Annotated in this window: 18 protein-coding genes; all 18 read right to left on the bottom strand. The window is 34.6% G+C overall.

Features of this window, described 5'->3' with window-relative positions; genetic code table 11:
• Positions 1–34: 34 nt before the first annotated feature.
• Positions 35–1,171 (bottom strand): GDP-mannose 4,6-dehydratase, encoded by a 1,137-nt coding sequence (gene gmd / locus FA048_RS05410; RefSeq protein WP_136839178.1) that lies wholly within the window; start codon positions 1,169–1,171, stop codon positions 35–37.
• 171 nt (positions 1,172–1,342) lie between these two features.
• Positions 1,343–2,203 (bottom strand): glucose-1-phosphate thymidylyltransferase RfbA, encoded by an 861-nt coding sequence (rfbA, locus tag FA048_RS05405; protein ID WP_136839177.1) that lies wholly within the window; start codon positions 2,201–2,203, stop codon positions 1,343–1,345.
• A gap of 62 nt (positions 2,204–2,265) precedes the next feature.
• On the bottom strand, positions 2,266–2,823 hold the full coding sequence (locus tag FA048_RS05400) for a DUF3109 family protein (protein ID WP_136839176.1): 558 nt from the start codon (positions 2,821–2,823) through the stop codon (positions 2,266–2,268).
• Between the two features lie 36 nt (positions 2,824–2,859).
• Positions 2,860–3,630 (bottom strand): DUF3108 domain-containing protein, encoded by a 771-nt coding sequence (locus FA048_RS05395; protein ID WP_136839175.1) that lies wholly within the window; start codon positions 3,628–3,630, stop codon positions 2,860–2,862.
• 91 nt (positions 3,631–3,721) lie between these two features.
• The gene (locus FA048_RS05390) at positions 3,722–4,237 is read right to left on the bottom strand and encodes a DUF2480 family protein (RefSeq protein WP_136839174.1); all 516 of its coding nucleotides are present in this window, start codon (positions 4,235–4,237) and stop codon (positions 3,722–3,724) included.
• A gap of 64 nt (positions 4,238–4,301) precedes the next feature.
• Positions 4,302–6,398: a peptidylprolyl isomerase gene (locus tag FA048_RS05385; RefSeq protein ID WP_136839173.1), complete on the bottom strand. Its 2,097-nt coding sequence runs from the start codon at positions 6,396–6,398 to the stop codon at positions 4,302–4,304.
• 127 nt (positions 6,399–6,525) lie between these two features.
• Positions 6,526–7,101 (bottom strand): LptA/OstA family protein, encoded by a 576-nt coding sequence (locus FA048_RS05380; RefSeq protein WP_225872477.1) that lies wholly within the window; start codon positions 7,099–7,101, stop codon positions 6,526–6,528.
• Positions 7,101–8,432 (bottom strand): OmpP1/FadL family transporter, encoded by a 1,332-nt coding sequence (locus tag FA048_RS05375; RefSeq protein ID WP_225872476.1) that lies wholly within the window; start codon positions 8,430–8,432, stop codon positions 7,101–7,103. The genes FA048_RS05380 and FA048_RS05375 overlap by 1 nt, the downstream gene beginning before the upstream one ends.
• Positions 8,413–9,147: a type III pantothenate kinase gene (locus FA048_RS05370; protein WP_136839172.1), complete on the bottom strand. Its 735-nt coding sequence runs from the start codon at positions 9,145–9,147 to the stop codon at positions 8,413–8,415. The genes FA048_RS05375 and FA048_RS05370 overlap by 20 nt, the downstream gene beginning before the upstream one ends.
• A 98-nt stretch (positions 9,148–9,245) precedes the next feature.
• Entirely contained in the window at positions 9,246–10,226 is a 981-nt protein-coding gene (locus tag FA048_RS05365) for a DUF6427 family protein (protein WP_136839171.1), read from the bottom strand.
• 203 nt (positions 10,227–10,429) lie between these two features.
• Positions 10,430–11,416: a glycosyltransferase family protein gene (locus FA048_RS05360; protein ID WP_136839170.1), complete on the bottom strand. Its 987-nt coding sequence runs from the start codon at positions 11,414–11,416 to the stop codon at positions 10,430–10,432.
• A 115-nt stretch (positions 11,417–11,531) separates the two neighbouring features.
• Positions 11,532–12,383: a UDP-2,3-diacylglucosamine diphosphatase gene (locus FA048_RS05355; RefSeq protein WP_136839169.1), complete on the bottom strand. Its 852-nt coding sequence runs from the start codon at positions 12,381–12,383 to the stop codon at positions 11,532–11,534.
• A 326-nt stretch (positions 12,384–12,709) separates the two neighbouring features.
• Positions 12,710–14,233, bottom strand: a complete 1,524-nt coding sequence (locus FA048_RS05350) for a DUF4394 domain-containing protein (RefSeq protein ID WP_136839168.1) — start codon at positions 14,231–14,233, stop codon at positions 12,710–12,712.
• Between the two features lie 43 nt (positions 14,234–14,276).
• Entirely contained in the window at positions 14,277–14,576 is a 300-nt protein-coding gene (locus FA048_RS05345; RefSeq protein WP_205943420.1) for a hypothetical protein, read from the bottom strand.
• Positions 14,577–14,703: 127 nt separating this feature from the next.
• Positions 14,704–17,196 (bottom strand): YfhO family protein, encoded by a 2,493-nt coding sequence (locus FA048_RS05340; RefSeq protein ID WP_136839166.1) that lies wholly within the window; start codon positions 17,194–17,196, stop codon positions 14,704–14,706.
• Positions 17,197–17,327: 131 nt separating this feature from the next.
• Positions 17,328–17,591 carry a DUF4834 family protein gene (locus tag FA048_RS05335; protein WP_136839165.1) on the bottom strand — a complete coding sequence of 88 codons (264 nt, stop codon included), beginning with the start codon at positions 17,589–17,591 and terminating at the stop codon, positions 17,328–17,330.
• Between the two features lie 180 nt (positions 17,592–17,771).
• The gene (locus tag FA048_RS05330; RefSeq protein WP_136839164.1) at positions 17,772–17,972 is read right to left on the bottom strand and encodes a YwbE family protein; all 201 of its coding nucleotides are present in this window, start codon (positions 17,970–17,972) and stop codon (positions 17,772–17,774) included.
• A 97-nt stretch (positions 17,973–18,069) separates the two neighbouring features.
• Positions 18,070–20,106, bottom strand: a complete 2,037-nt coding sequence (gene uvrB / locus FA048_RS05325) for an excinuclease ABC subunit UvrB (RefSeq protein ID WP_136839163.1) — start codon at positions 20,104–20,106, stop codon at positions 18,070–18,072.

Below are 20,106 nucleotides of genomic sequence, written 5' to 3'. Positions count from 1 at the left end.
TATGTTTTTGAATAGAAATGTAAAAGAAATGAACTTATTCGAAATAGTTTAAGGTGTTAAATCCCCCATTTTTTAAATGTTCGTCTTTTTTCATTAATTGTAAATCAGCAATCATCATGTCATTCACCAATGCCGCTAAATCATATTTTGGCTGCCAGCCCAATTGGGTTTTCGATTTAGTGGGGTCCCCCAATAATAAGTCCACTTCTGTTGGTCTAAAATATTTAGGATCTACCTTTACCACGGTTGTGCCTAAAAATAATTGAGTAGGATCTAAGCCTAAACTATTTAATAATTCAACATCCAGCCCTACAATTACTCCTTTTTCATTTTCGTCCTTGCCAGAAAATTCAATTTCGATCCCCAATTCAGCAAAACTCATTTTCACAAAATCACGAACGGTAGTGGTAACACCTGTTGCAATTACAAAATCTTCTGCTTTTTCTTGTTGTAAGATTAACCACATGGCTTCTATATAATCTTTGGCATGGCCCCAATCACGTTGGGCAGATAGATTACCTAGATATAAACAACTTTGTAAGCCTAATGCTATTTTACAAGCGGCTCTGGTAATTTTACGTGTTACAAATGTTTCGCCCCTTAGCGGACTTTCGTGATTAAATAAAATGCCATTGCAGGCAAACATACCATAAGCTTCTCGGTAGTTTACTGTAATCCAATACCCATAAATTTTAGCTACGGCATAGGGAGAACGGGGATAAAACGGGGTAGTCTCACTTTGGGGAACAGCTTGAACAAGGCCATACAATTCGGAAGTTGAAGCTTGATAGACCTTTGTTTTTTGAGTTAGTCCTAAAATCCGTACAGCCTCCAATAAGCGTAAAGTTCCAATCCCATCAGCATTAGCTGTATATTCTGGCATTTCGAAACTCACCTGTACATGGCTCATTGCCGCCAAATTGTAAATCTCATCTGGCTGGGTCTCCTGAATGATACGAATTAAATTGGTAGAATCAGTTAAATCTCCATAATGTAACTTGAAACGAACATTACTTTCATGCTGATCTTGATACAAATGATCAATGCGATCTGTATTGAACAAAGAACTACGTCTTTTTATACCATGAACAAAGTAACCCTTTTTCAACAAAAACTCTGCTAAATAGGCACCATCCTGTCCGGTAACTCCAGTAATTAAGGCAACTTTCATCTTATAAATACAGCTTATTTAAGCTTGTAAATGTATGAAATTATTTTTGCGCATGAGGTATTAAAGTTACACTAAGTCTCCGTTTGATATGATTTTTTGTAATATCTTCTTTTAGTCATGAAGCTATATTATAAATTAGCTTACCCTTTGAAATGGTAAGTTGATAAGGCACTACTTAAGAACCCTTAACAGATACTCCCCATAACCACTCTTAACCAAAGGCAATGCAATTTGTTTTAGCTGGTCTCCTGTAATAAATCCCATTCGATAAGCAATCTCTTCTATGCAGCCAATTTTTAAGCCTTGGCGTTCTTCTATAATTTGTACGAATTGACCAGCTTGCATTAAGGAAGTAAATGTGCCGGTATCTAACCAAGCTGTACCCCTACTTAACACGCCAACTTTAAGTTTTCCTTGTTTTAAGTATTCTTTATTTACATCAGTAATTTCGTACTCTCCCCGAGGTGAAGGTTTGATGTTTTTAGCAATTTCTACAACAGAATTATCGTAGAAATAAAGTCCTGGAACAGCATAATCCGATTTTGGATGCTCCGGTTTCTCTTCAATAGAAATTGCTTTTCTATTTTCATCAAATTCTACAACACCATAGCGTTCTGGGTCTGATACCTGATAAGCAAATACAACACCTCCATTAGGATCTGAACTAGCTTGTAGCAGTTTTGCAATTCCATCGCCATGAAAAATATTGTCACCTAAAACCAAAGCTACTTTATCTCTCCCAATAAAATCAGCACCAATTACAAAAGCTTGGGCTAAACCGTTCGGCTCATGTTGAACTGCATAAGAAAATTTACAGCCAATACTTTCTCCATTACCTAATAGCTTTTCAAAGTTTGGTAAATCATGGGGTGTAGAAATAATTAAAATTTCTTTAATTCCTGCCAACATTAAGGTAGACAAGGGGTAATAAATCATTGGTTTGTCGTAAACCGGCATCATTTGTTTACTAGTAGCCAATGTTAATGGGTGCAAACGTGTACCACTACCTCCTGCTAAAATTATACCTTTCATTAGCTATAAATAAGATTTGAAATTATTATTGCAATTTTTGAAGCACTGCTGACAAAAGTAATTTATTTTACTGAATTCTCTAATTCAGTATACCAATCTAACCCATACTTTCTAATTAATGGTTCTTTTAAGAATTGATAAACTGGAACTTTTAATTCTCTGCCGAAAGTACAGGCATCACGGCATATGTGCCATCTGTCGTAATTTAAAACATCAAACTCGGGGTATTTAGTAATTCTAATTGGATAGAGGTGACATGAAATTGGTTTTTTCCAGTCTACTAAGCCTTGCTCGTAAGCCTTTTCAATTGCACATTTAGTTATGCCGTTTTCGAAAGTTACATAGGCGCATTCCTTATTTTTATCTACACAAGGTGTCGTTAAATCACCATCATCATCTAGTACTGAAGTGCCTTGCTCTTCAATTGCCTGAATGCCTTTTGGTGCTAATAAATGTTTGATTTTAGGGTAAATTTCTGCTAAAATTGCTGTTTCTGCTACTTCTAAAGGGGCACCTGCATCACCTTCAATGCAACATATACCTTTACACTTATTCAAATTACAAACAAAGTTTTCGCTTATTACATCCTCATGAACTAAGGCTCCCTGTACTTCTATCATTTATGCGTTATTTGTAAGTGCTGTCTTAACACCAACCTATTTTCCTATAGGATATCTTAATCCCTCTGCAGATTTAATTTCTAATGTAACTGATCCAACCAAAATTTCAACTTCAGCCTTTACCGGAACTCTATTTCCATCATCGGTGATCCAAAGATACAATTTACTGTCCTTTTTAAAAATACGCCCTGGTTTAATAGAAGGACTAAATTTTAAACAGCGAATGTTTCCTAGTTTCGTTTTTATGGTTTCCTTACCTATATAAGCAATCTCTAATTGTGAAATTTCATCTCCTAAAAAATAGTTCAGCTTAAATTCATCACCTATTTTTAATTTAGAAATATCCAAGCTCCTCGAAAAATAATAGGCTGAAACAAGATCGAATGTTTGTGTGGTAGGTGTAGAAAAGGTTCCCCTATTAGCTACTACTTTCTTTGAATCTTGATAAAATCTTGCTTTATCAGTACGTCTATAGCTTGCTTCTCGAATATTTTCTTGATAGAAATAAGGCGTTAAATCAGTTTTATCGATGTACGAATCATAGTGATCTCTAATTTTATAGAAAATATCAAAAGTACCAGAAGTCTGTGCATCTACAACCAACCTATAGGTTGGTTTGTTATCAAACTTTAAATCGCTAGCCATTACTTTTATAGTAGCTTCTGCTGCAGTAATGAACCCGTATTTTAATTTATATTGTAATACTTCTCCTTCTTGAAAGATAGGCTCTTTTTTAAGAGGAAGTTGTTGAGCAATTGTCGGCAGGCCGAATAATGCTAAGATGAATAATAGGATTATCTTTTTCATTTGTGTGTTTTGCTTGTTGTGTGTTGGTGCTAAATTATCAACAGTTTAAAAAAGCACTATTATTGTGCAAACAAAAAGCAATCCAAAATTGTTAGTCCTTCCTTTTGTAAATAGGAACTGTAGAACATGGCTCCCCGTACATGATACTTTTTACTACTGGCGTGAGTAATGCTGTAATTTCTACATAAGCAGAAACTGGAACATCTAAATCAGCACAGCCTTTAATCACTACTCTTTCTCCAGCAAATTCACTTACATTAATCTTAGCTAATGCTTTTGTGTATAATACAGTTTCTAGGGTTTCTAAGCTACCAAATACAATTTCATGAGCAAAAGGCTTCATTTTATTTGCCAAAAGCATATAAGCCCATGTTGGCACAATGGCATCTGCACTGCAAGTGATTGCTACGTTCTTACCAGCATATTGCTCCCAATTGTGTTCTTTAATAAATGTCCTAAAATCTTGCTCTTTTAATATTAAGCCATGAAATAGATTGTCTTTAATATCATACACTAAGCGTTCTCCTTTATGGAAATATTCTTCCAAGTTTAAGGTTACTAACCCACTGCTCGCTACTTTGTTAACAATATTCTCTTGAATTTCCATATCTCTAAAAATAAAAAAACCGTTCCGAGTTACTCGGAACGGTTACAAAATTACGTAAATAAGATTAATAGAATTTCACCCTATTGTCTTTTATATCGCTTTTCTCTTGTAACGCTTGGAAAGCAGCTCCTAGAGAACGTTGGGTAACACCCAAAATCATAGTTTCTTTTTGTTTAAATGTATTGCCAATCGGGGCTGGGTTTGTAAACCCATCTACAGTAAATACATATACACCTTTGTCTCCTTCAACTGGTTTAGATAATTTACCAACTTGTGAGCCAAATACAGCACCTACCACTTTATTCTCTTGCGCTTGGCCCGGAATAATTGGGTTTGAGAATACCATATTTTGAACAGGAGTAACAGTTTTACCAATTTTTTGTGCAACAGCATCAATGCTACTAGTACCTGATAAAGCTTTATTTAACTTCTCAGTTAGCAATTTAGCTTTAACTGCATTCATCACCATTGGTTGAATTTGTTTTTTAACATCTTCTAATGCCAATTGTCCTTTCGGTTGAACCTCTGTTAAATGCGCTACAACGTAACCATTGTCCATTGTATACACTTGAGATAGCACATCGCCTTTTTCTGCTGCATAAGCATCCTTAATTAATGGACGTGGACTGTCTAAGCCTGGTGCAAAACCTTGAGTTGGTGTAACTTTTTCAGCAACGCCAACAGTATAACCATGTTTTTGAGCTAAAGAACTAAAAGTATTACTTTTTACTTCGTTTAAAAATGCAGAAGCTTTTTTATAAGCTACGTCTCTAGTTTTAGAACTTGGAAGTAAGTTTTTCTCTATGTAAGCTAATTTAGCAACTTTAGATGAACCAATTTGCTTGTCAATTTTAAGTACATGAATACCAAATTGTGATTTCACTACCTTTATATCTCCAGTGTTACCATCAAAAGCTGCATTTTCAAATTCTGGAACCATTGCTCCACGTGCAAAAGTACCTAAATCACCACCTTTATCTTTTGAACCATCTACGCTGTATTTTGCTGCTAATTCTGCAATGCTACTTCCATTTTGTATCAATGATTTTAAAGAGTCTGCTAGTTTAAGTGCATTCACTTCACCACCTATTTTACTTGGGTCGATTAAGATATGACTTGCTTTTACCGAGTCTGGAGAGAATCTACTAGCAATAACCTTAATCAACTTGTAAGAATTACCAGAGAATACTGGTCCGTAAAAACTTCCTGCAGGATAATTAAAGATAACTGAATCTACAGCTGGAGCTAATTTTCCCTTAGAGATGTAAGTAAAAGGAACTTTAACATCAGAGTTATTTGCTGCAAACAAAGAATCATTAGGTGTAGTTCTAAAATCTGCTGCTAATTTTTCTATTTGAGCTTTTACAGCTAGCGTGTCAGCAGATGTTGGCTGAATGCTAAAATTAACGTACTCAAAATTTCTAGTCTCAGTTGGATTATCAAAACGTTTTTTATTAGCGTCATAATATGCTTGATAATCAGCATCGGTAATTTTTACATCTTTATCTAAGATTGAACTATAATCTAAACTAACATATTTAAAGTTAGCTAACTTATTACGGTTCATATACTCATCATTAGCTTCTAAAGAAGTTACATAAACGGAATTACGAATAAGATTAGCATATTTTTGTTGCAAAGCTTGTTTTTCAATTTCAGCTTGCAATAAATCCCATTGTTGTTTTAATTTAACATCTTTCGCTTGTGCTTTTAAAGAGGTTAAAACTGCAGCTCTATCTACTTGTCCTGTTTGTTGATTACCAAAGTATTGTACAATAAGTGGACTTGGGTTTTTACCTTGTAAAAGATCAAAAAGCTCATCTCCAGAAACTGTTAAACCTAAACGTGTATATTCTTTATTTAAAAGAATAGCACCAATTTCTGCTTGCCATGCATTATCCATAGCCATAGCTTGCATTTGGGAATTTACATTACCACCATATTGTTGCTTAAATTGCGCAACACTTTGTTCTACTTTTGGATTAAACTCATCGTATTTAATTTCTTCCCCATCTACAGCACCTACCACATTTCTTGAAGAACCGAAAATAGCGGTACCTTGCTGAAGCAGAGGCTCTAAAACAAATAATGCTAATACCACTGCAATACCTCCTACTAGAAAATATCCCATCTTGGTACGCATGAACGTCATTACTCCCATATTATTTCTTATTTTTTATTTTTTTAAGAGGGCGCAAGATACAAATTTGCAATTAATATGGAAACATTAAATTGAATTTGATATCTACCATGAAAATTAAGTAGATAGCGCTTTGAAAATTGTTTATTTATTGTGTTAAATCACCTTTTATTGATGTAGTTCCTGCAGCCTGAATTATTTTATAAGTACTAAAGTCTTGTGGTGCATAGAATTCTGTTCCGGTAATTACATCACCATCCTTAGTTGTAACAGTTCCATAAGGAGAAAAATACATTTTTTTATTTTCGTCCCATGTTAATTCTTCAGTGGTAAAGGTTATTTTATCATTAACCACAACTACGTTCTTTCTAAAGATGGTAATTTTTTCTGTTGTCTTTTGGATGGCATAGTTGGAGGTAATTGTCCCTGTCTTTTTCATAAATTCATCAAAAAACTCAATCTTAACTCCTTTAGGCATTTCATTGTAGATGGCACCAACAGATGGGGTTACTTTATCAAGTACTGGAGCAAAACCTATAGCCTTAACATGAGCAGAGTCACTGTAGGTAACATCTACACCGTACGATCTGTCTTTGCTTAAAGTTATTTTTTTGGAAGAAATTGTGGCTGTATTCTTTAAATCATCATCAGTACAAGATGAATACATTAACAATTGCAGCATTAAGATAAATAAAATGCCAGATTTAAAACCCGACGTTTTCATTAATCGAATTTAAATCTACGGAACCAAGAGCTGTCATTAAGCGTAAAGCCTAAATGGATGTTGATATATTTCTCTTGTAATAACCCATTACTAACCGTTCCTCTTTTACCAAGTTCTGCAGTTAGGTTCATTTTATAAAAGGAGCCTCTAGAGAGTGTAGATAATGGCAACCCTAAACCAAGTGTAATTGCAGTTTGCTTAACATCCTGGTTGCTCATTTGGATATATGATTTATCATAAGAAAATCCTAATCTATAATCTACTCTTTTAAAATAACCATTAATTGCTGTAACATCTGGTGTATACTGACCACCCACTGAAACACCATAAGTATCTTGCAAACCTTGGTTAACGTTATCTATTGTAAGACCAGACCATTTGCCCATTCTATAATCTGCTCCGATTAACCATTTGTTATCTCTTTGCAAGCTAATCCCAAAGTTATGTACCAAAGGTAATTTCAAATTTGTAGGTGCATTTTGAACTAATAATAAAGTATCAAAAGCTTCATCTTCATTACCTTCTGCATCATTAAAGTATTGCGTAACCACTTGGCTCTTTTCAGAGTTTAGTTTAGATGAAGCAGAGCCTGAATATCCAAACACCAATGATGTTTTATTATCTAATCTAATGTCATATTGTGCACCGTAAGAAAAACCAACACCGCCAATGCTATTTTTAGATTGCATACGAGAATTAATTGCTCCAGGCTCGTTAACATATTCTGTAGATCGATTTTCAGAAAGGTTTCCGAATAAATATTCAACATTTGCACCTACTCTAAAATGGTCGCCGAACTGAACACCATAACCTAAATAAGCTTTGGTTAAACCACCTTCGCCCGTATATTTATAATCAACTGTTTTGGTATTGGCAGCTGTTGTACCAATTTTTACAGTGTTCTTAAAATCGTAACCCAATTGTGAATAAGGTAAAATACCAAAACTTAATGCAGATTTAGTTGACAATGGAAATGCAAAAGCAACATGGCTTAAACTAGCATTAAAGCTATTTTCTGTTTGACTACTGTTTTTTAATTCTGTACGACTACCAGTTAAACCAATATCTAATGTGGTTGCGGTAATACCTGCATAAGAAGCAGGGTTTTGCATATTGATATTGTTAAAAAATCCAGGTCTGTATACTGCAGTAGAAATACCACCCATTGCTCTATATTGAGGCAACAATGAGCCTTTGATGTTTCCAACCCCAAATTTAGAGTATGGAGATTGTATAGTAACCTGAGCATTTGCAATAACGCTTGTTAATAATAGGCAAACTGCAAATGTGTATTTTAATTTATTGTACATATTATAATGTAATAACTTCATTTAATCCTTTTAAAACCAAATATGGTTCATGTATAATTTGGGTGGCAAAGATGCTGTTTTTTAATTGTTTGTTCAAAAAATCTGCATCACCGCCTGTAATTATTATTTTTAGGGCCTTGTTTCTATTGTTTTCCAAGGCTATAAAACCTTCAACTTCATTCAAAACTCCTTGTAAAACTCCATTTCTAATGGCATTTTCTGTATTTGTTCCTTCAGGAACATCGTTATCTTTATCCCACTTTACAAGAGGTAATCTTCCAGTATAATGGTTTAGTGCTTCAAAGCGCATGTTAATTCCTAAGCTTATACTTCCTCCAAAGTATTCGTTCTTCGCTGTAAGTACATCATAAGTTATACATGTTCCAGCATCTATCATCAAACAGTTGTTGTTCTGATATAAACAACTTGCGGCTATTACTTTTGCCCATCTATCTAACCCTAAAGTGGCTAATGTTTGATAATTGTTTTTTATTCCTGCTGCAATTTGTGTGGTGAAGGGAATGTAGTTAACTGATTGTTTTAAAAAATTACTCAGTTTTTCGCTATTCTCATTTACACTTGAAACCGTAGCATTTTTTATTTGGTACTTTTCAATTATTTGTGCTAAAATATCCTCGTTTAGCTCTTTTAATCGCTCATAATAAACCAGCTCTTTTTTATTAAAAACTGCTAGTTTACTATTAGTATTCCCTATATCAATTACCAGATTATACATTAACACTGTTAAAGCAAAGCCATAAGCAAACACCAAACTTTACGGCACAAAGCTATTAATCTTTAGCAAGTTTCAAGGTATCAAATTGTTAAAAAAGGTTAAACAAACAAAAAATACTGAATGCTAAGTACTAATACTGCAAATAACGATTCGTAAAACCATCGCTTTTTTGCATTAGAAAAATAGTAGGCTAACAGTACGGCTCCAGGCGGCACGCTCAATAAAAAATGATATACCCTAAAATCTGGCTTGGTGTAAAAACTTATAATTGCAATAATGAACATAAAGAATAGCATCTGAAATGCTTTCCTTGTGCTGATAAAACTTCTGAAAAAGTTCTCTCTTAGCTGTAATGTTGCCAAAATTATAATTACACTTACAGGCATGAGCACTAAATAATCGTTGAAATTTATTTTTAGATTAGATGGGAATTTATTTACCAAAGGCCTCCATATTCTATAAAACTGCGTAATATTATCATTCCAATAATAAAAAACAGCGATAAAGAAAAATATGGTTAAAAAGCCAATGATTCCTGCAATCCATTCTCTCCAACTAAATGAACGATATAGCAATAAACTAAGCCAGAGCATTGCTAATAACACAATAAATGGGAAATAAATTAATGTACCAAGGGCGATGATCATTCCAATATCAAACATGGTCATCATTGCATTTGGTGTTTTACCTATTTTTAAAAATTTATCCATTATCCATATCAGCAAAAAATTACAGATTAATGGTGGACTTAAAATTAAAAACTGAGTAAACAAACTTGCCCCTGTAATGTAAAGTAAGGCTGACAGATAACTAGGTTTTGCTAATAAACCATGGTTATTTACAATTCTATTAAATAGAATAGCTTGTACAAACGTAATCACCGCAGCTAAAAACAAGTTTGCGGTAATAGAAAAAGAGTTTTCTAAAGGTATTTGAACTAGGAGCTTAGCATAGGGCTCTAAAAATTCGAAATTTAATTGATCTGGTAAGTTAATGAAAATGGCAAGGCGCATAAAAATTGTATATGCGGCCAATATGACAAGGTTAACTGGGTTTAAATTTCGAAATTGATTAATCATGCCTTTTTGCTAGGGCAAAGTAAAGAAAATTATCTCTAATTTAACCACACCTGAGTGGGAATGACGTGTAGTATAGAGAAGGGTCGTCATGCTCAGCTTGACTGGGCATCTTAATGCAATTTATCATCTAGTAACTTCTGCACCTTGCAATCGCTTTAAGATTCCCACCTGCGTGGGAAGGACGTTCCGCACTTACTAAGCAATCACTTAGCATATTTTTTCACTACGTCATCGATAATCATTGCAGTTTCATCAGGAAAATTAAATTGATGTTCTTGGGGATTAGCCACAAATTCTTTTAAAATGGGCAGCCAATTTTTATTGCTACCCCAAACAACCGGAAGCCCTAGCTGCTTTAGTGCATAAGCATTACATTGTTGCTCATACTGGAAGCGCATGGGGGCAACAAGTAATTTCTTGCCAAGATACAATGCTTCTGCCGGGCCTTCAAAACCACCACCAGTAAACAAACCCTCACAACTAGCCATGCTAATGTTAAATTTTTCATTATTTACGGGTTCTACAAAAACATTAGCTACCCTGTAACTTGAACGAGTATGTTTAGAGAAAACCTCCCATCTTATGTTAGGAATTTGTTGTAAAACCTTAACCAAGAGCTTATCGTCTATTGCTGGAAGATAAACTGTATAATGACCTAAATTAGTGGGTGTTAGTTTTCTTATTTCACCTCTAATTACAGGTGTATAAATAAAATCATCATATTTTTCGAAGTGAAAACCAACATGATGTGTAGTAGGCGCGTAATGACTTAAAATAAGTTTTCCCCAATCTATTGTTCTTGGGCGGGGGACTTTTTTTGATTTAAAAGACGCTTGATGGCTTAACGAAACACTTTCTAAACCTTGACTTCTACAAGCCCAGGCAGTAACAGGTTCAAAATCGTTAATGATTAGGTTATACTCTTTTAATGGAACTACTTTCATGTCTTTCCTAAATCTAGGAAGGTTCATATTGGCCCAAGTTTTATAATGATCTACTCCACCTTTTTTACCAAATACAAAACTAAAACCATGTAATTGATATTTTATTTCTTGTGTAAGTTTTACATCGGCTTGAGTTCCGGAAATTAGGATATCCAGATCGCCATATTGCTGTAGCAGCGGAACAATTTCTCTTGCTCTGCTGATATGACCATTTCCTGTACCTTGAATAGCATAAAGTATCTTCATCCGCACCTAATATCTGTATTTTTCGTCAGTATTTATAGTTTTAATGGAAACGAAGCTATCATGATTTTATGTTGTGCTCGTTTTGTAATTTATAAAATCATGATGGTTTTATGCTTTAGCCAATTTCTAGTTTAATCTTTTGCAATAAAATATTAATATCAAGTTTACTGTGCAGGTCTTCTCCATCAGAAAGTAATCCTAGCTCAACATCATCCACTTTAAAATCTGCAGGATTGTACTTAACAATCTGCCATTCACCTTTGTGATATTCTAAAGCAGTTAAGCTTTCTACCCAATCGCCACTATTCAAGTAAATTACATTTCCAGCTTCTGTTACCATTTCTCTAATTTCTGGCTGATGAATATGTCCACAAATCACATAGTGATAACCTTTTTCTATTGCCAAATCTGATGCTGTTTGTTCAAATTTATTAATGAATTTAACTGCATCTTTAAATTTAGCTTTTATTTTTTGAGAGAAACTCATCTTTTGTTTCCCAAATAAAGCAAGAGTCCAGTTTACAAAACTGTTGATTAATATTAAACTATCATATCCAATAGCACCCATTTTTGCCAGCCACTTAGAATGCTGCATGGTTACATCAAATATGTCGCCATGAAAAAACCAAGCTTTTTTGCCCTCTAGTTCTAAAACCAATTTATTCTGAAGGTGGAAAGTACCCAGATGCATGTCTGCAAACTTACGCAGTAGCTCATCGTGGTTTCCAGTTAGGTAGTAAACCTGAACTCCTTCTACCACAAACTTCATAATTTTACGCAGAATTTTCATGTGGGTTTCTGGCCAATACCTTTTGCTAAATTGCCATATGTCAATAATATCGCCATTAAGGACAATTGTTTTCGGCTTTATGCTTTTAAGATATTTGAGGAGTTCTTTGGCGTGGCAACCATAAGTGCCCAAGTGAACATCAGAAATTACTACGATTTCGACTTCCCTTTTTTCCATAATTAATCTTCGTCCTCGCCTACAGTTAATTCATAAGGACTAAAGAAGAATGCGATGATGACTACTAAACAAAGTCCTAAAAATAGTTCTGTCATTTGAATTGTTTTATAGCACAAAAATGCAATTAACAGATTAATAAGATGTTAAGTTATTATTATTAAAAGTGGAATATGTAAAATGGAAAGTAATTATGCAATGAGTTCTATTACATTTTAAAGCGTGACAGCAGCATTGGAATTCTATGTAAGGATAATACTAGAATATAAAATTATAAAAAACCGCAGACTAGCAAGATATGCCAATCTGCGGTTATCATTAAATAGGAGTTAAAAACCTAAACCAAGGGTAAACCCTCTAGCTGCTGCTGTAATTGTTGCGCCAGCTGTTGCGGCTCCAGATGTTAAATTAACTGCATATAATTTTTGAACACCTGCAACGGTAAAAATACCATAAGCTAAGCCACTAGTTGAACCTATATCAAAACCATTAGTTGCTTCTACATTTACACCTAGCGCACCAATGTCTACCAAAACACCATTGTTAGGTGGGTCTTGCTTATATAAACGATCTCCCGAAGCATCAATATCAAACAACATGGTTGTTGTTGAACCTGCAAAGTTATTTGTATAAGCTGCACCGCTAACTTGAGCTGTTGTAGAAACAATAGGAAGATCTACAGTAATTGCACCATCGGCAGGGTTAAATCTTAAGTTCTGACCTGTGTTACTTACAATTCTAATTCTATCAACCGTTGGGTTAAAATCAAAACCAAATTGGGCACCAATTAACAATGTTGTAAATGTGGTGGCACCTACTGGTGTAGCTAAACCAGATGAGGCATTAATTGTATACACCCTACTTGTGCTGCCTAAAGCATAAAGCTGACCATTAAGCGGTCTCATATCTATCCCTAAAATAGATTCGCCAGTTGCAATTCCAGTAATTGCTTTTACAACTGGTGTTGGCGTAATGGCTAATGGATTAAAGATCAACAACTCGTTGTTATTAGCTATTGCATAAGCAACTGCCTCAGTAGGGATTGCTAAACCTATTATTGTTTGTGCTAAATTGCCAATTTTTGCTGCTTTACCTGTATTAAGGTCAATTGAGAACAATGCAGATTTATTTGCAACAGACAATGCAGCTAAGGCAACCGTACCATCGGGATTAATGTCGAAACCACCAGCTTCATCAACATCATATCCTAAGGAACCTATTTCAACCAAGGTGCCATTGTTAGGTGGGTCTTGTTTGTGTAATTTATTATTTACAACATCGATATCAAATAAAACAGTTGTTGCCGCACCTGCTTTATTCATGGAGTAAGCAGCCGAAGAAACTTTAGCATTTGTTACGCCATTAATTGCACCATCTTCTATCTGTACAGTTCCTGTTTCAGGATTTAAGCGAAGGTTTTGACCATTTGAAGTTACCAATCTAATTCTATCAACTGTGGGATTAAAATCAAAAGCAACGCTAGTACCATTGATTGCTGGAGTAAAAGGAACAGTTGAAATTGCTCTAGAAGCACCAGTTTTAGGGTTAATAACATATATCCTACTGGTACTGCCAACAGCATACAGTTCACCTGTAGCCGGGCGAAAATCAATTCCCAAAATGGTTTCGTTGGCCTGTAAGCCAGAAATTGTTACTTGGGCAGCGACAGAAGATGGGGCTTTAGCATTTAACGACAGTATTTTGTTGTCATTTGTTAAAGCAAAGAAATTTAAATCCGGCCCTGGAATTAAAGTTTCCTGAGCAGTAGGTACTCTATCTTTTTTACAAGAGCTGATTGAAAGGGTTAGCACAATACCAAATATGGTAGCTAACAAGTTATATTTTTTTAACATGTTTTAAAGTTTTAGTGAAAAATTGATTAAGTTCTGCTTAAGCTTAGTGCTTTGGTGGTCTTTTTGGAAGGCTACTATAGGCTGCGGGCAAATTGAATTTGAATGAATTAAATTTCAGATTGCTTTTATTGGATGCAACCGTGTTTTTAGCTTGAAACTGAAAGACTATGATCGTTGCTAATTTCTCTTGTGCATTAAAGCTCTTTTCAGTACTATCTTTTTCATTTGCCTCACTGAAATGTGTTTTTGCTTTAAATACCAGTGGTATTGCAATAACCATATTTACCGAAAAGCAAATTAGGCATATGAATGTAATGAATAACTTAAAGTAGAGATTTTTCATCAGCTATTAGCGGCTTAATAATCACACTTACGTTATTTTACTCCTAACAGTTTTATTTCTTGATATAAAAACAAAAAAGCCGATCTCAAATGATGAGATCGGCTTTTATATTAATTTATAGTTCTTTTTAACCTACTTTTTTCTTTTTGTTCTCCGTATAAAAACCAAATCCTAAAAACAATACCAAAAGGATTGATCCTGCTAAAGATATTTTTTCTCCAGTATAGTATGATGTTGGTTCGAATTTGAATTCAACAGTATGGTTACCTGCTTCTAATTGGGCTGCCCTTAAAACATAATCAGCTCTAAAATATGGTTTTTGCTTACCATCAATATACATATTCCAGCCTTTATCATAATAAATTTCAGAGAATACAGCAATTACATCTCTTGGTGCGCTGTAAGAATATTCAATATGATCTGGGTGATATTTTTCCATTTTGATGAAAGCAGTTGGGTCAGCGCCTAAACGAGTAGTATCAATTAGCTTTTTATATTGCTCATCAACAATTGCTTCTTGTTTGGGATCGAAACTGTTAATCGCTTTCATTTCTTCGTCTGAGTTTTTAACAAACTGTACACCTTGCACAATCCATGCATTGCCTAAGGCTGTTGCATTTCTAGACATTTTAAATGAACCATTTTGAGGATCTTGTGTAATGAAATATTTAGCGTTCAACATGTCTAAAACATCTTGATTTACACTCTTAGAGAATTGATTTGAGATCAACTCATCATATCTCTTCAATTTTGCTGCATGATAACCGCCAATTGTTTTATGGAAAGATGAGGTACTTGCATCACTAAAAGTGTTCACGCTTTGGTCATAAACTCTAAAGTTTGGATCTTTATCTGCCATGATAAAAGTATCTACATCACGGGGCTGGAAGTAATTAGCCAGTGTAGATTTACTTTCAAAGTTTTTGTTATTTAAATAACGACGATCTACTTGCCACATGTCTATCAATACCGCTAATGCCAATAAACCAAATGCCAACTGCATATTCAATTTTTTAGTAATGAATGCCCATACAATGGCAAAACCTATCACAATGAATAAGAAAGAGCGAAATGCGTCTTCACGAGCTATTGATATTCTATCTTTAATTAAGCCATCAATAATTTTTTGTGCCACACCTGCATTGTTACCTGTATTTTGTGTAAGTGCCTGAACAATCTCTAAGTGGTTAGCCGTCTTGAAACTAAAAAACAGTGTAGGAACTACAGCAACCAATAATGCAAATCCGCCAGTAATACCAGCAGACCATGTTAACTTTTTAATTAATACTTTCTGATCAATACTACCTTCTTGCGCCTCTTTAACTGCCAAAAACGCAAGTAGTGGAACCATTAATCCTACAACAGCAAGAATAGATTCTACTGCTCTAAATTTATTATATAATGGGAAATAGTTAAAGAATAAATCTGAAACAAATGGGAAATTTTTGCCGTAAGATAACAGCATAAACAACACGGTTGTAGCTAATATCCACCATTTTAGGCGACTACGTACAATGAATAAACCAAATACAAAAAGGAAACAAACAATTGCTCCGAAATAATATCCTCCAGAAGTACCAGGTTTTTCTCCCCAGTATTGCTGCATGTTTAATTGAGGAGAAGAAGCCAATTGCTGAATAACTCCTATAGTTTGCTGAGGATCGCCAGCAGTTACTTCTGCAACAGCTTTGTACATATTGCTTTCTGGTTTTACCAATTCATCAATGCTAGTTGCGCCACCGTATAAATTAGGAATTAGAAAGGTAAAACTTTCACCAACACCTTGGCTCCAGTTATAGGCATAGTCTTTAGACATGCTTTCTTGCTTACCTGCCGCATTTGTTAAATTAGATTTACCACGATTTGTTTCCGCAGCATATTCAGTGGTGGTCCATAATAAGCTTGCATTTACCATTACGGCAAGTAGTACTGCTGCCGATAAGAAACCAATTGCCTTACCCAAAGCAGGCAATGCTTTTGCTTTATAAGCTTGATAAATTTCAATACCAATAAAGATTAAAATACAAATGAACAGATAATAAGTCATTTGAACGTGGTTTGCTCTAACTTCTAAAGCTAAAAATAACGCTGTTAAACTGGCTCCGAGCCAATACTTACCCCTCAGCGTTAGTATAATACTTGCAATAATTGGTGCGAAGAAGCCAATTGCCAAAGCCTTATTGCTGTGGCCTGTGGCTATTAACACAAAGTTGTATGTTGTAAATGAGAAGGCTATTGCTCCTGCCGCAGCGAGCCAGGGATTTATTTTTAATACAATAAACAAAAAGTAAGAACCAATTAAAAGTAACAAAACTGTTCCTACTGGATTTGGTAATACTCTAGTAATTAAAGCAATACCATAAGTAGCGCCATTATAAGCATATTGTACCCAAATTTGATAGGCCGGCATACCGCCAAACATCTGGTTTGTCCAAAGTGGTCCTTTACCATCTTTGTCTTTATACTCCATTATTTCTTTTTGCATCGCTTTAGACTGTATTACGTCACTTTGAGCGGGTGCTTTTCCCTGCAATACAGGACTGAAGTACACAAAACAAATAACTAAAAATGCTGCAACTATGGCTACGTGGATGCCATTTTTGTTAAACCAATTGTTCATTAGGCTATTTTAAAATTAAACTTAGCCTCAAAAATAGAAAATTGATACAGATTAGGAAGTATTATTTTTTAATACCAAGTATTGAGCGAAGCTTATTAAGCGATTAGCAGCTGAAAACTGTCAACTGAAAACTATTTAACCTCTTCGTATTCTACAAAATCACCAAGTTTATCGGCATTGCCTTTCTTTTCTTTTTTAGGCATGTAATCAATAGATATGGAACCTTCAGGTTTTGTAGATCTTTGTTGTTGTTGCTGCTGCTGAGTGCCTGTTGCTTGGTTTTGCATATTACCGAAAGCTTTTTTAAGCATAACAGGAAATATCATTCGAATTAATACTCGAATAGCCCAAAGAACAAGGATAGCTATGATTATGAAATTTAAAAAGTAACCCATTTTATAAGTTTATTAACACAAATATAGACGAGAGAATTAATTTTTTGTTACTTCTCTAAAATTTAATTGCACTTTAATTACAATACAAGCTAGTTGTTTGTTTCGGAAATTAATAAGTATTTATGGAATTATCTTGTTATCGAGGTTTATTTTTGTCTCTTCATCAAGTTTAGAATTAAATTAATCTTCTTCCACTATTTCACAAACTCTACCAACTTGGCCATCTTCCAAACGCACTTTAATTCCTCTCGAATGGAATGATGATGAGGTTAATAAATCTTTTACTACACCATACGTTACATTTCCACTTCTTTGATCCTTTTTTAAGATGATACCTACTTCTAGACCTGGGTAAATATCTATTCTGTTTTGTCCTTGCATAATTTTGGTTATGGGTTGTGAGTTATAGGTTATGAGAAAGCGTAGCTAACCTTGCCAAAATAAAGGTTAATTTCACAGAATTTTATCAAAGTAGAATTTATTTACTAAATCGTTCTGCAAATACTTTCTCTAGGGCAAACATCTCATCCCGCATACGAGCTGCCATTAAGAAGTCCATATCTTTTGCTGCTTTTTGCATGTCTTTACGCGTTTTTTCAATTGCTTTCTGCATCTCTGGTTTAGTCATATATTGTATAACTGGATCGGCTGCAATGCTAACCTCATCAATTTCTACATAAGCTTTATTACGAGCTTTACTTTCAGAGAAATCTAAAACGGAACTTTGTTCAATAATTTCTTCTCTAGTTTTGCCAACCGTTTTAGGGGTAATGCCATGTTCTAAATTATAGCTAACTTGTTTCTCCCTACGCCTATTGGTCTCATCAATGGTTCTCTCCATAGATTGGGTAATACTATCTGCATACATAATTACCCTACCTCTATCATTACGAGCAGCACGCCCAATAGTTTGGATTAAAGCTCTGTCAGATCTTAAAAAACCTTCTTTGTCTGCATCTAAAATGGCTACTAAACTTACTTCGGGCAAATCTAATCCTTCCCTTAATAAGTTAATCCCCACTAAAACATCAAATTCACCCAAGCGTAATCCTCTTAAAATTTCAACCCTTTCTAAGGTTTTCACTTCAGAGTGAATGTAACGACATTTGATATTTAAACGATCCATGTATTTGGTCAACTCTTCTGCCATACGTTTGGTTAGCGTAGTTACCAAAATCCTATCGCCCAATTTAATGGTCTTGTCAATCTCATCTAATAGATCATCAACCTGATTAATGGCTGGTCTAACTTCTATAACTGGATCTAATAATCCGGTCGGTCTAATTACTTGTTCAATTACTACACCATCTGTTTTTTCTAACTCATAATCTGCCGGGGTTGCGCTCACATAAATAGTTTGTGGTGCTAAACGCTCAAATTCATCAAAGTTTAAAGGGCGATTATCTAATGCAGATGGCAAGCGGAAACCATATTCTACCAATGACATTTTACGCGACCTATCACCACCATACATGGCTCTAATTTGCGGAACAGTTACATGGCTTTCATCAATCACCATCAAATAATCATCTGGAAAATAATCTAACAAACAGAAGGGTCTCATCCCTGCAGAACGTCCATCGAAAAATCTTGAGTAGTTTTCAATTCCAGAACAATAACCTAGTTCCTTCATCATTTCGATATCAAAGTTTACTCTTTCTTCTAATCGTTTTGCTTCTAATAATTGTCTATCATTTAACAATTGATTTTTGCGCAATTCTAATTCTTCCTGAATCCCCCAAATTGATGAATTGAATTTCTCTTTTGGTGTAACGAAAAGATTGGCTGGATAAATAGCCATATCTTCTAGTTTTGCCAATGTTTTCCCTGTTATTGGATCTATTTCAGAAAGTTCTTCAATATCATCTCCAAAAAATGAAATGCGATAAGCATTATCTAAATAAGCTGGAAAAATATCTACCGTATCTCCTTTTACCCTGAAAGTTCCCCTTTTAAAATCGTTAATTGTTCGTGCATATAAAATCTCAACCAAGCTATGCAAAAAAGAGTTTCTGCTAATTCTGGTTCCTACTGAAAAACGGAAAACAGACCGAGAAAAATCTTCGGGATTTCCCATACCATAAATACAAGAGATGGATGAAACTACAATTACATCCCTTCTCCCAGACATTAGAGATGAGGTGGTTCTTAGCCGTAGTTTTTCAATCTCCTCATTTATACTTAAATCTTTTTCGATATAAGTATTTGTGGTTGGCATGTAAGCTTCTGGTTGATAATAATCGTAGTAGGAAACAAAATAGTTAACAGCATTTTCTGGAAAGAACTGTTTAAATTCTCCGTACAGCTGTGCGGCTAAAGTTTTGTTATGACTTAAAATTAGTGTTGGTTTTTGAGTTTGCTCAATTACGTTGGCTACAGTAAATGTTTTGCCAGACCCTGTAACCCCTAGTAAAGTTTGGTAGTTTTCATTTGCATTAACACCTTCAACTAGTTGTTTAATCGCATTTGGTTGATCGCCCGTTGGCTTATACTCTGATACTAATTTGAACTTCAT

It is taken from the genome of Pedobacter polaris (genome assembly GCF_005116505.1).
GTDB classification, from domain to species: Bacteria; Bacteroidota; Bacteroidia; order Sphingobacteriales; family Sphingobacteriaceae; genus Pedobacter; species Pedobacter polaris.
Note: the sequence above shows the minus strand (reverse complement) of the source record. Positions and strands in the feature narration are given on the sequence as shown.